The organism is Wolbachia endosymbiont of Wuchereria bancrofti (assembly GCF_002204235.2).
GTDB lineage: Bacteria > Pseudomonadota > Alphaproteobacteria > Rickettsiales > Anaplasmataceae > Wolbachia.
On record NZ_NJBR02000024.1, the window covers coordinates 17176 to 29022 of the forward strand.

Annotated in this window: 15 protein-coding genes and 2 pseudogenes; 14 read left to right on the forward strand and 3 right to left on the reverse strand. The window is 34.6% G+C overall.

The window, feature by feature from the left end:
- Positions 1-504 precede the first annotated feature (504 nt).
- From rsfS to CCY16_RS01485, 11 genes and pseudogenes are all read left to right on the forward strand, one after another.
- Positions 505-831: a ribosome silencing factor gene (rsfS, locus tag CCY16_RS01445; RefSeq protein ID WP_088414404.1), complete on the forward strand. Its 327-nt coding sequence runs from the start codon at positions 505-507 to the stop codon at positions 829-831.
- A 58-nt stretch (positions 832-889) separates the two neighbouring features.
- Positions 890-2140: a tyrosine--tRNA ligase gene (gene tyrS, locus CCY16_RS01450; RefSeq protein ID WP_088414406.1), complete on the forward strand. Its 1251-nt coding sequence runs from the start codon at positions 890-892 to the stop codon at positions 2138-2140.
- Positions 2141-2480: 340 nt separating this feature from the next.
- Positions 2481-2666, forward strand: a complete 186-nt coding sequence (locus CCY16_RS01455) for a hypothetical protein (protein WP_088414408.1) — start codon at positions 2481-2483, stop codon at positions 2664-2666.
- 146 nt (positions 2667-2812) lie between these two features.
- Positions 2813-3333 (forward strand): annotated as a pseudogene (gene rhuM / locus CCY16_RS01460) (RhuM family protein).
- Positions 3303-3455, forward strand: a complete 153-nt coding sequence (gene rhuM, locus CCY16_RS06625; RefSeq protein WP_281250493.1) for a RhuM family protein — start codon at positions 3303-3305, stop codon at positions 3453-3455. The pseudogene rhuM (CCY16_RS01460) and the gene rhuM (CCY16_RS06625) overlap by 31 nt, the downstream one beginning before the upstream one ends.
- Entirely contained in the window at positions 3456-3671 is a 216-nt protein-coding gene (locus tag CCY16_RS06005) for a hypothetical protein (protein WP_245800701.1), read from the forward strand. It begins immediately after the preceding gene.
- Between the two features lie 145 nt (positions 3672-3816).
- Positions 3817-4005 carry an SWIM zinc finger family protein gene (locus CCY16_RS01465; protein ID WP_143696894.1) on the forward strand — a complete coding sequence of 63 codons (189 nt, stop codon included), beginning with the start codon at positions 3817-3819 and terminating at the stop codon, positions 4003-4005.
- A gap of 241 nt (positions 4006-4246) precedes the next feature.
- Positions 4247-4819 carry a Holliday junction branch migration protein RuvA gene (gene ruvA / locus CCY16_RS01470; protein ID WP_088414412.1) on the forward strand — a complete coding sequence of 191 codons (573 nt, stop codon included), beginning with the start codon at positions 4247-4249 and terminating at the stop codon, positions 4817-4819.
- Positions 4816-5796: a Holliday junction branch migration DNA helicase RuvB gene (ruvB, locus tag CCY16_RS01475; RefSeq protein ID WP_088414414.1), complete on the forward strand. Its 981-nt coding sequence runs from the start codon at positions 4816-4818 to the stop codon at positions 5794-5796. Before ruvA ends, ruvB begins: the two co-directional genes overlap by 4 nt.
- A 74-nt stretch (positions 5797-5870) precedes the next feature.
- Positions 5871-6779: a hypothetical protein gene (locus CCY16_RS01480; protein ID WP_088414416.1), complete on the forward strand. Its 909-nt coding sequence runs from the start codon at positions 5871-5873 to the stop codon at positions 6777-6779.
- 56 nt (positions 6780-6835) lie between these two features.
- A complete protein-coding gene (locus CCY16_RS01485) occupies positions 6836-7345 on the forward strand; it encodes a DNA-3-methyladenine glycosylase (protein WP_088414426.1) in 510 nt (169 codons plus the stop codon).
- A gap of 26 nt (positions 7346-7371) precedes the next feature.
- Here the strand turns inward: CCY16_RS01485 and purF are convergent, their stop codons facing one another.
- A complete protein-coding gene (gene purF / locus CCY16_RS01490) occupies positions 7372-8757 on the reverse strand; it encodes an amidophosphoribosyltransferase (protein WP_088414418.1) in 1386 nt (461 codons plus the stop codon).
- Between the two features lie 141 nt (positions 8758-8898).
- On the opposite strand from purF, the gene CCY16_RS01495 reads away from it, so the two are divergent.
- Entirely contained in the window at positions 8899-9528 is a 630-nt protein-coding gene (locus tag CCY16_RS01495) for a ferredoxin reductase domain-containing protein (RefSeq protein WP_088414420.1), read from the forward strand.
- Positions 9512-10054 (forward strand): 5-formyltetrahydrofolate cyclo-ligase, encoded by a 543-nt coding sequence (locus CCY16_RS01500; RefSeq protein ID WP_088414422.1) that lies wholly within the window; start codon positions 9512-9514, stop codon positions 10052-10054. Before CCY16_RS01495 ends, CCY16_RS01500 begins: the two co-directional genes overlap by 17 nt.
- Before the next feature lie 50 nt (positions 10055-10104).
- On the opposite strand, the gene CCY16_RS05770 is transcribed toward CCY16_RS01500, so the two are convergent.
- Positions 10105-10353: a hypothetical protein gene (locus CCY16_RS05770; RefSeq protein WP_218916635.1), complete on the reverse strand. Its 249-nt coding sequence runs from the start codon at positions 10351-10353 to the stop codon at positions 10105-10107.
- 5 nt (positions 10354-10358) lie between these two features.
- Entirely contained in the window at positions 10359-10595 is a 237-nt protein-coding gene (locus CCY16_RS06870) for a Fic family protein (RefSeq protein ID WP_218916634.1), read from the reverse strand.
- A 1059-nt stretch (positions 10596-11654) separates the two neighbouring features.
- Here CCY16_RS06870 and CCY16_RS01510 point away from each other — a divergent pair.
- Positions 11655-11831: pseudogene (locus tag CCY16_RS01510) on the forward strand (MutS N-terminal domain-containing protein); the annotation flags it as partial.
- Positions 11832-11847: the final 16 nt, after the last annotated feature.

Below are 11847 nucleotides of genomic sequence, written 5' to 3' on the forward strand. Positions count from 1 at the left end.
TTCAAACCCATTTTTTACTTAAGTTTACTACTGGGTTGATAACTTTTGGTCGTGGGGATCACCATCTATCAATTCATTTGTAAATATGTAATGCTTTGATTTTATGTACTGCTATTCTAGTATTGCTAACAGTTTTCTCTGACTGCAAAAATTTTTTCCCGTAAGTCACCTGTAATTTCAGCGTTTCTTAATTTAACGATTTTGAGTATAATATTATTAAATAGGTTATTGTTTACTATAACCGCATCAGTGATCTTACGTAGTTCTTTTACAGTAAGTAAGTTTGCTGCTACCTGGAAAGCCGATTAAGTGAATGAGAGTCTTGCTCATAATAAATAATATATAGAGAAACTGTCTTTCATTGTATATAATAAAGGATATGCGCTGTACATGCTGTTACACTCAAAGCTCAAACTTCTTGCTTAGCAAATAGTCATATCGAAAATAGTTCATATTTGGAGATTTTAAGTGTATTATTATAAATAAGTTATATAATCTAGAATAATGGCTAATGTATCCAGTGATACAGAATCAATAAAAAGCACAATTATGAGTATAATAGATCAAAATAAAGGTCATGATATAGTCACTTTTGATGTGCAGAATAAAACCGTTATTGCAAAATATATGATTATTGCATCTGGTGATTCAAGCCGCCATGTAAAGGCATTAGCTGAACACGTAATGAAAAGTCTCAAGCAATATTATAAAATGGATGTGGAGGGTATGGATGAAGGTAATTGGGTGATTTTGAATTTTCAAGGCATAATGGTTCACATATTCAGGCCGGAAGTAAGGGAGTATTATAAAATAGAAGAATTATGGAATTAACTTTCTTCCACTTGTAAGATTTGTGGATTTAAATCACTTTAATTGATGAAAACAAGCCGTGAAACACAAGTCTGAATTTTTAAATTTCATTCAAGAAAGAGGATACCTATATCAGTGTACAAACATTGAAGGATTAGACCAACTACTATTGCAGAATGACTACGTAGTTGCATATATTGGGTTTGATTGTACAGCATCAAGTCTTCATGTTGGTAGCTTAATCCAGATTATGATGCTTCGTCACCTGCAGAAATTTGGTTATAAGCCAATAGTTTTACTTGGAGGTAGCACAACAAAGATTGGCGATCCATCTGGTAAAGACAAAGCAAGAAGTGTTTTGCCTATTGAGGATATCGACCAAAATATATCTGGTATAAAAAAAGCACTTAAGAAAATGGTATACTTTGATGATGGAAAGGCTGGTGCAATTATAGTAAATAACTCAGATTGGCTAGATAGTATAAAACACATAGATTTTTTGCGTGATATAGGGGTGCATTTTTCTGTAAATCGCATGCTAAGTTTCGATAGTGTAAAAACTAGACTTGATAGAGAACAAAATCTAAGCTTTCTGGAATTTAATTACATGCTATTGCAGGCTTACGATTTTGCTGAATTGAACAAAAAGTATGACTGCCGTTTGCAGATAGGAGGATCGGACCAGTGGGGAAATATAGTAAACGGAATTGAACTTGGTAAAAAGTTGAATTTACCCGAGTTGTTTGGTCTTACTACGCCTCTTTTGTTGAGTGCTCAAGGAAAAAAAATGGGCAAAACTGAAAGTGGAACTGTGTGGCTTGATGGTGATATGCTAAAGCCTTATGACTACTGGCAGTACTTTCGCAATATTGATGACCAAGACATTGGGCGTTTTTTGAGATTTTTCACTGATTTGCCAATTGATGAAATTAAAAAACTGGAATCTTTAAAGAATCAAGAAGTAAACGAAGCAAAAAAAGCTTTGGCGACAGAGGTAACAAAAATATGTCATGGTGATGAAGAAGCAGAGCTTGCACAATCTTCTGCAGTCTCTGTTTTTGAAAATGGAGACAGCTCACTACTTCCTGATTACACTATAACAAAAAAACAAGTTGCAAATGGTATATCCTTAATAGACCTACTGTACGATATAGGTCTTGAACCTTCAAAAGGCGCTGCAAAGCGTTTAATACAGGGCAATGGATGCAAAGTTAATGATTATACTATAAATGATATCAACTACATAATAAATTCTAAAAGCTTTAAAGGTCAGTCGTTTATAAAACTGTCTGCAGGAAAAAAACGCCACATAAAAGTTATGGTGAGTTAGCTTTTGAAGCGAGAAGGCAAATTTCATACAAATGAGCAATTGTGATATTAATGACTTAAATTCAATATATTTATCTTATCATAAGCCTATGTCAAATCTCTTTTTAACTTTGGATATTATTACCTTCTACAAGGCACTAGAATGTGCACATGAATTGCCTTAGGGACGTAATCTTGATCGTACTGATTATCTGTCAGTACTCAATGAAAAACGAGAAATGTGTAGTACAAAACGTGCACTGATTTATAAGTTAAGCCACGAGGTAAGGTCAATATTACACTGCACATGGCAGTTTTTATGATGAACAAAGTAAACATTCCAAAAATCTCTGCAGTTCTAAATGAGTATAACTTGTCACACATTTAGAAATGCAATTACTATTTTTATTATAATAGGTCAAATTATTGATATAATTTGTCCAGAAAACAGCGCATTATTAGAACTGGTAGAGGGAGAGAGAATTAAGCCTGGACACTTTGGGACTATACAAATAGAAAAGCACAAACAATCTATTGAGGACGGCTGATGAACAACCCAAGCATACCCTACAGTATGGAGCAGATTTTCAAAATTTGAGAACTATGCATAAAACAACTGGAAAGGTAGTAGAAAGCGAAATCCTATTTATATACAACTCCAGATGGAGATGTAAAATCAACGTTTTGTACCAGGGTGAGAGCATTCAGCTCACGCAAAAAAAATGGTAGAGTTGTTTCCATTTTGGAAATAACTGCTTCTGATTGTAAAAAGTATCCTACACAATTTTATAACCTAGATGCAATTTTAGCTGTTGGTTATAGAGTGAGTTCTCAAAAAGCAACAGCATTTAGGGTGTGGGCCACAAAAATTCTGAAGGAGTTCATCATCAAAGGGTTTGTATCGGATAAAAAACAACTGAAGTATGGTGACAAATTTGATGAAAGTTATTTCGATAAGTTGCTCGAAAAGATCAGAGAAATACAAACCTCAGAACGTAGATTCTATCAAAGATTACGGATATTTATGCTGAATGCTCTGCTGATTATGATCTAACTTCAGAAGTAACAAAACGGTTTTGTTCAAAAGTGCAAGATAAATTGTATTGGGCAGTTTACAGGTTAACTGCAGCAGAGTTGATACATTCCAGAGTTAGTCACAAAAGACCATTCATGGGTTTTACTACATGGAAAAATGTCCAGGTGGCAAAATTTTAAAGAGTGACGCAAACGTTGCAAAAAATTATTTGACTGAAGCAGAATTAAGTAAATTAAATCATATTGTTTCAATATATTTGGACTATGCTAAGCTCCAGGTGAGAAGACAGTGCTTAATGTGAGTGCAAGATTGGGTTGCCAAGTTAAACTTATTTTTGCTATTTAATGATTATAAGTTGCTTAAAGATGCTAAAAGAATTGGTGCTGAAGTTGTTAAGTTCTTGCTGAAGAAGAGTTTACAAAAGTACCGGGTTATTCAAGATCAGCTGCATAAGTCTGACTTTGATAAACTAATTAAAGCAAGCAAAAACGGAACTGATAACAAGATGAAAGGATGATAAATTCAGATGTGCAGCACTGTAAAATTATCTACAGGAAAAAAACGTCGTATTAGGGTTGTAAAGGATTAACTTTTGAAGTAAGAAAAAGGATTTTATCGGTAAACCTTATTTCTCTAGAGAAGAATTTTACTTTAATCACAGAATGGTACATATTGTATCTGTTAGCAATTTTGACGTTAAATTAAAAGTTGTTGGCTCAGGAGTGTATAAAGTAGCACTAAGGCGTGATGGCAACTCTCTTGATGGAGAATGTTTTTGTCCAGCATTCGAAAATTTTAGCCCATGCAAGCACATAGCTGCGACAGACTTCGCTTTGATTCAATATAATTAACGAAGATATAAAGCGTCCAGAAGATGCCTTGATTGCATTAATAGCAAGATCACTTTGAAAAGTTGCTACTTAGAAAGGCAAAGGAGGAACTTATTGAGATGATCCTAAATTTGAGTGTTTATTATCCAGAAATTGTTAGTGAATTGGAGTATAAGGAATATGAGTAAATTTAATCTCTATAATCCTAACACTTGACCTGTGATCCAGGAATTTTTAAACTGAACTCTATACAGTGCTAAAAATGATAGGAAATTTAAGCGGGACAGTAGATGAAGTTTACAGCGATCACATAATCCTGAATGTAAATGATGTTGGCTATATAATATACCTTTCAGCCAAAGCTTTAAGTGTATGTTATATAGGAAGTAAAATCAAGTTACTTATCGAAACTTATGCAAACAACAGAGAAAATACCACGCAGCTATATGGTTTTATAAATAAGGAAGAGCAATCATGCTTGCGCTTGCTTGTTAAGGTGAGCGGCGTTAGCTATAAAACTGCAATGTCGATCCTAAGCAAATTAACCCCAGAACAGCTATTTTTAGCAATTATGAATGAAGATAAAATAGCACTCAAGATAAGCGGGCTTGGTCCAAAACTCATAAATCGAATTATCACTGAATTGAGTGGCAAAGTGAGCAGATTAGAAATAAATAACAACAATTTCTATCCAATTAACGAGGATGCCGTTTCAGCATTGATCAATCTTGGATATGAAAAAACAAAAGTTTATGATACCATAAAAAAGTACAAACCGAATCTGGATACTAAGGATATTATTCGCACAGCGCTTAAGGAGCTTTCAACATTATGAAATCGATATCATGCAGTAAAGAATATGCTGAAGATGTACGTAATTTAAACATTAGACCTGAGCAACTTGATGATTTTTTCGGGCAAAAGGACTTAATACAAAATCTAAAAGTGTTTATAAACGCTGCGAAGACGAGAACTGAAGCTTTAGATCATGTTTTACTGCATGGTCCTCCGGGACTTGGCAAAACGACTTTAGCGCAAATTATCTCTAAAGAGTTAAGGGTTAGCTTTCGCGCAACTTCTGGTCCACTGTTAAATAAAGCTGGAGATTTAGCTGCAGTGCTCACTACTTTAAATGCAAAAGATGTCTTATTTATTGACGAAATCCACAGATTAAATCGCAGCATTGAAGAAGTTTTATATACTGCTATGGAAGATTTTTGCCTAGACATATTAGTAGGTGAAGGTCCATCTACCCGTACTTTAAGGATAGATCTACCACCATTTACGTTGGTCGGTGCAACAACACGACTTGGACTACTTTCTGCACCGCTGAGAGATCGTTTTGGTATTCCTTTGCATCTTGAGTTTTATTCTTTTGAGGAGCTGGTTGACATTATAAAGAGAGGCACAAGAGTTTTTTCTGCAGAAATCGAAGAGGATGCCATACAGGAAATTGCCTGCCGTGCACGTGGCACTCCAAGAATTGCTTTGAGGTTGCTCAGAAGAATAAGGGACTTTGTTGAAGTGAAAGATAATAAAAAAATCACTCACAGAATTGCTGACTCTGCGCTGTCAAAATTAGGCATAGATAAAATGGGATTAAATAAATTAGATGTGGATTATCTAAGATTTTTATTCAATACTTCAGGATCTGTTGGAATTGATACCATATCTATTGCGCTATCTGAGGACGCTGGCAATATTGAGGAAACAGTAGAACCTTATTTAATCAAAATTAGCTTTGTAAAGCGCACACCAAGAGGACGTGTTTTAACTGATCAGGCGAAGGAATATTTGAGCCTTCAATATTAAATAACTTTTCTACCATAATTAAGTGTTGACTAATTGATATAGTACTTATATGCTAGTGTCATGTGTTAACAATAATGGAGGCATATATGTTAGCTAGTAATAGTACTGAAACTATATTAGTTGCTGATCAAAATATTTGCAACAGCTCTGCTAGTAATAACCCAGCTTTGAATACTCAAGACGTATCTGGGTCAACACCGGATAAGGATAAATATGTTACTCTTAATAGTAAGGAAGAATGGGATAAGTTCTTTAAATTACAAAACAACCCTTCTACTAATATTACTAATAAAGTAAGAACAAAACCTCATGTTCGTAAGAATAGTAATGGTATGTATAGATATACTGCTGAGGAGAATAAGTACAATGGTAAGGAGATTATAGGCAAAGTTGCTGAACAAATTAAAGAAGAGATATCTCAAAAAATAAAAAGTGATACCATGAAACTTGTAAAGCTCAAAGAAAGTAAAAATGAAGATAATAGTGTTAAGCCTGCTATAAGAATAGTGCTGAATAATAATGTAAAAGAAATAAACATGGCAGATCTTCTAAGTGGTAGTGTATGCAAAGAATATGACGTAAAAACAATTACGTTTTGCTTTCCTGATAAAAGTAATACAAGAGGAATTCGTTGCCGGATCGATGAACATGGGACAAGGATTTATGAAGTGGCTAATGGGTCATATGAGATGGATTTGAGATGGTATTGTGAAGGCAAGGAATGTAAGATTAAAATCCTCATGAAGGATGATGGCTCTATAAAACTTATTGAGGGTAATGGAATAACTGAAGAGCAGTTAAAAGCGCATAAAGAGATAAAGGTAGGAAGACAATATGAGGCAAAACCTTTACACGAAGCGTTAGCACTAGAATTGCCACAATTACAACAAAAAGGTTCTGAAACAACAGAAGTTTTATCTCGGCTGGCAGATGTGAGCACATCGCAAGCACAACAAGTTCTCTCTGCTCAAGTGAGTAAGTAGGAAAAAGCAAAAATAGTATAAGTCGCTTGTAGATGCAAGTGACTTATACTTTTATAATGAACAATGAAATACTACCAAGAAATTTCTACGAACGGCCAACTTTGGTTGTAGCTGGGGAGTTATTAGGAAAAATACTAAAAATTTCCAATTTCAGTGGAGTGATAACTGAAGTTGAAGCATATATAGGAATGGATGACCCAGCTTGTCATGCAGCACGAGGTTATACTGATCGGACCTCAGTAATGTTTGGTATACCGGGGTTTTCATATGTGTACTTTATATATGGGATGTACTATTGCTTAAACATTGTAACAGAAACAGAAGGGTTCCCAGCAGCAGTTCTAGTACGAGGGTTAAAACTTATTGAACCGCTTAAAGCAAATTTAAGCGGGCCGGGAATATTGTGCAAAAGATTAAATATTACAAGAGAACATAACAAATTAGATCTCACTATAAGCCACGAATTTTGTGTTTACGAATCCTACCTCAACCCGGATTATGTTTGCACTCCAAGAATTGGGATCAGTAAAGGCAAAGAAAAGTTTTGGCGGTTTAAAATTTTCTAAACCGAGTTCCAGTGACCTTGCTTAGATTACTTACCAATCGGATAATCGCCAGTGAAACAGGCATCGCAGTATTGCGGTGCTATGTTATTACGTTTCTCTCCGTTAACAGCCTGATATAATCCATCGATGCTTAAGAAGGTTAAACTATTTACCCCTATACTTGCTTCTATTTCCCCTACAGACTTACTTGCGGCAATTAGATCCTTGCGCTCTGGTGTGTCAATTCCGTAAAAACAAGAATACTTAATTGGTGGACTTGAGATTTTTAGGTGAATTTCTTTTACTCCTGCATCTTTTAGCATAACTATTATGCTTTTTAGTGTACTACCACGTACTATACTATCGTCTATTAAAATTATGTTCTTACCTTTTAAAATGTCCTTATTAGCGTTAAATTTTAATTTTATTCTAACTTTACGTACTTCAGCGGTTGGTTGTATAAAAGTTCTTCCGATGTAATGATTACGGATTATTCCGAGTTCTATAGGTAATCCTGAATATTTTGTGTATCCGATGGCTGCAGGTATTCCAGAATCAGGTATTGGTACAACCATATCCACATTGTTTTTCGGTGGACTCTCTTCTGCAAGTGTTCTTCCTATCTCTTTTCTTATATCATATATGGACCTATCTTCTATTATGCTGTCTGGCCTTGAAAAATAAATGTATTCGAAGATACAGAAACTTGACTTTTGCTGAGAAAGAGGAAATGCTGAAGCTAGATTACCGTTTTGATCGATAGTAACTAGTTCACCTGGTTCTATTCCTCTAATAAACTCTGCATTTACTATATCAAGGGCGCAAGTCTCAGATGCGAGCACGTAAGAGCTGTTCAATTTTCCTAAAACAAGAGGTCTGATTCCTGCTGAATCACGTACTCCAACAACTACTTCTCGGTTGATTGCTACAAAAGAATAAGCGCCTTGTATTTGCTTTAATGCATGTATGAAACTCTCTAGAAAGCTATTTTTCGTATTGGCTTCTACCAAACGCGCTACCACCTCTGTATCAATATCTGATTGAAAAACGCGTCCCTGTTTAATCAACTGCTCGCGTATTGGAGAAATATTAATTAAGTTACCGTTATGTGCTATGGCAAAATCTCCAAACTTGTTACTTTTGCCAAGGATAGGCTGCACTCCAGATTTATTGCCACTTGTTGAGTATCGAACGTGACCTATTGCATAATTTCCAGGCAAGGATTTTTTTATTTCATCTATATTGTCAAGTACACTACTCACCTGACCTTGAAAGTGATAAGAATGTAACTTATCGTTGTTACTTGTTACTACGCCAAAAGATTCTTGACCCCTGTGCTGCAAAGCATGAAGACCTAGTATAGAGTCAAAGGCAGAATCTTTATTGCAGCTTATACCAAATACTCCGCACTCTTCGTACATTTTATCGAGCATAAAAACTACTGAGTAAAGTTTAATTTTACTTTAGCATAGGTAAAGCACAAGCATTTTATTTACCGTCCCCCTTCAAAATCAGTTTTTCTATAAAACTTCAGAAAATTTGAACAGAATAAGCTTCTATGGTTAGAATAGTACATGAAGAATGTAATGCTAATTGGTGGTGGAGTTGGAAATGCAGTGTTATTTTCAATAGGGAAAGCATGCATTGAAAATAATAATAAGGTTTTGTACTTTGCTGGCTATAGGAAGTTAAATGACGTATTTAAACGAACACTAATAGAACATGCATCAAGTGCGGTAGTTTGGGCATGTGAAGAAGGTTTGATAGAAACAAGCAGAGATCAAGACAAATCCTTTCATGGTAATGTAATTGATGCAATAATCTCTTACCAACAGGAAATATTAGGTAATGCTGCGATTAATTTAAATGCTATAGATAAAATTATCACTATCGGTTCAGATAAAATGATGAAGGCTGTAAATAAAGCGAGAAAAACAATTTTAAAGCCATATCTGAAATCAGGCCACGTGGCAATATCATCGATCAATTCTCCTATGCAGTGTATGATGAAGGAAATCTGCGCTCAGTGTGTGCAGCGACATGTAAATATAAAAACAGGGGAAGAGAGTTATGTGTATAGTTGCAATAACCAAGACCAGGCTATGGAGTTTATTGATTTTGATTTTTTAAGTGAGCGCTTGAAACAAAACAATTTACAAGAAAAACTCACTACAAAATGGATAGATCATGCTCAAAGATATTAAACAACAAAAAAAAGAGATAAGAGAGCAATATAGAGCTATAAGAAAAAATATTGATGAGGGTTATTCCAGTTATGCAACGAATTCCCTTATTAATCTCTTTAATCAGAACTTAAGTTACGTTAAAGGCAAAACAGTTGCTGCTTACATTCCAATTGACGGGGAAATAAATGTTGTACCTTTGATGTATAATTTGCTCGGTCTAGGTTATAAGGTGGCAGTTTCTGATAAAAATAAGCTACTGAGATTTAAGGAATGGAATAAAACAAGTGAAGACATAATCCCCGATACGATTATCACTCCTGTTGTTGCTTTTGATGATCATCTCAATAGATTGGGTTTTGGTGGTGGTTGGTATGATGCTGTGGTAAAAGAGTTACGACCACTTGGGAAAGTATTTATAGGCGTAGCTTACGAAGAACAATATTGTAAAGATTTACTAGTAGAAGAACATGATCAAAAATTGGATATTATAATCACTGAGATGTGTGTTAGGTATAGGGATATGTACTGTCAAAATTTCCTGTAATCCTAAATTAACTCTTCTGAGACATTCAAAATATCAGTTACATAATAAACCTAACCTCTCTTTCCCTCAGAAGCTTGTGAAACAATACCTAAATCCTCAAGTTTCATTGTTGCTCTTTGGACTATTATAAATGTAATACCTAAGCTTTCAACTACTTTCTTTATAGTAAAATAAGGGTTTACAGCTAGGTATCTTATAATATCACTAGCAACTCCTTCGGTTTTATGATTTTGCCAATCTGTAATTAGATTGTTAATTCGCTCTGCTCTTGATAATACGTCCAATAATTGCAATACCACACCATTTAACAAGAAAGCCAATCGTGCCACGTGCCTTTGCTGCTTATATTGTAAAGCTGTTTATAGTACTCGCTTCTCGTTGCTTCGAAAGATGCACTTAAATATAACAAAAGCGATGATGATAATTTTCTTTCGATGAGGAGTAATGTTATCAATAGATGTCCAATGTGCCCGTTACCGTCTAAAAATGAATGAATCGCTTCAAATTGATAATGATATAAAGCTATGTGTATGAGTAGAATAGTGTCCTATCGTACAGAAACTTTTCAAAAGAATCCAGACAACCTATAAATTCATTTGATGTTGGTAGCACATGTTTTGCTGTGTTTATTATACACCCTAGACTTCCAATCCAATTTTATACCTGGCAAAATTCCCCTGGGGTTGCATGAAACCCTCTTATACCTTGCATAAGTTTTTCATGAATTTCTTTAATCGGCTAAAGCAACAGTGGAAGAGATTGTGAACGTTTCAATCCATAATCGGGTGTAATATATAGTTGTGCACTTCTTGTGGATTATAGGGATTACAATCTACATTAGTGCCTGCTTCTTGAACTAAAATTTCGCCAAGAGTTACTTAAATTCCCTCAATTCTACTTGAAATAACTGCTTCACGTGCTATAAAAGGTCACATGAGAAGATGAGGATTAGGCAATTTAGCTCCTTCCCTGGATGACATACCCAAAATATGGTCTGCTCTGGAAAGGCTGTTGACTAAGGCATTATTCCATTCAAATTTTGGTAGCAAGGGTTAGATACAAATACTCGGTAGCCAGCTAATGCATTGATAACTTTACCTGATATAATTCTTTGATATTCATTTGCCAACCTAGCACACTGTTTTTATAGTCTATGTTATTTTCAAAAAGTCAAGAATGAAAATAAGGCTTAATTTTATTTGTATGTATGGAAATAAAAACCTCTTTATTTTTAATTTTGCCCGAAGACGGAAATAGAGGAGGTTTTCTGTTTTTTTCTCTGGTTGCTATTTTTACGCTGTAATTCAGTTTGACAAAAAGATTACATGTAAACCTTCCGCAAATGGCAGTTTAGGCTTTTCAAAAAGCCAAAATTCTATATAATTTTAGTTGTAAGTTATGGCTTATAGAAGAGTCTACCACAAATCCATTACATATGCACAATTTTCTAAACAAAAAAAAAAATAATAGTATTGCCTTTGTATAGTATAAAGTATTCCTATGTAAATTCTATATTGTCCATATAATAAAGTTGAAGCTATTGCTAATACAACGTATTTAAAAATGTTATGAACTTCGTAAGAGAAAAAACACACCTGTGATGGAGAAATATTTGAACGTAAAAGTTCATTATCAAGATCATCTGCTATTATATAGACTGGGAGATCTTTATGAGTTATTTTTTGATGATGCTATTAAAGCTGCAAAGTTGCTAAATATAGTATTAACTAAGAAAAGTAATTCGTATGGGCAAGAGGTGCCAATGTGGAAAGCACCAGCAGATAGATAGTAGT

What these genes read in the sequence shown, in the direction of transcription:
- rsfS (WP_088414404.1), top strand. Translation starts at nt 505, where the DNA reads ATGGCTAATGTATCCAGTGATACAGAATCAATAAAAAGCACAATTATG.
- CCY16_RS01455 (WP_088414408.1), top strand. Translation starts at nt 2,481, where the DNA reads ATGAGTATAACTTGTCACACATTTAGAAATGCAATTACTATTTTTATT.
- rhuM (WP_281250493.1), top strand. Translation starts at nt 3,303, where the DNA reads ATGGAAAAATGTCCAGGTGGCAAAATTTTAAAGAGTGACGCAAACGTT.
- CCY16_RS01465 (WP_143696894.1), top strand. Translation starts at nt 3,817, where the DNA reads ATGGTACATATTGTATCTGTTAGCAATTTTGACGTTAAATTAAAAGTT.
- ruvA (WP_088414412.1), top strand. Translation starts at nt 4,247, where the DNA reads ATGATAGGAAATTTAAGCGGGACAGTAGATGAAGTTTACAGCGATCAC.
- ruvB (WP_088414414.1), top strand. Translation starts at nt 4,816, where the DNA reads ATGAAATCGATATCATGCAGTAAAGAATATGCTGAAGATGTACGTAAT.
- CCY16_RS01480 (WP_088414416.1), top strand. Translation starts at nt 5,871, where the DNA reads ATGGAGGCATATATGTTAGCTAGTAATAGTACTGAAACTATATTAGTT.
- CCY16_RS01485 (WP_088414426.1), top strand. Translation starts at nt 6,836, where the DNA reads ATGAACAATGAAATACTACCAAGAAATTTCTACGAACGGCCAACTTTG.
- purF (WP_088414418.1), bottom strand. Translation starts at nt 8,757, where the DNA reads ATGCTCGATAAAATGTACGAAGAGTGCGGAGTATTTGGTATAAGCTGC.
- CCY16_RS01495 (WP_088414420.1), top strand. Translation starts at nt 8,899, where the DNA reads ATGAAGAATGTAATGCTAATTGGTGGTGGAGTTGGAAATGCAGTGTTA.
- CCY16_RS01500 (WP_088414422.1), top strand. Translation starts at nt 9,512, where the DNA reads ATGCTCAAAGATATTAAACAACAAAAAAAAGAGATAAGAGAGCAATAT.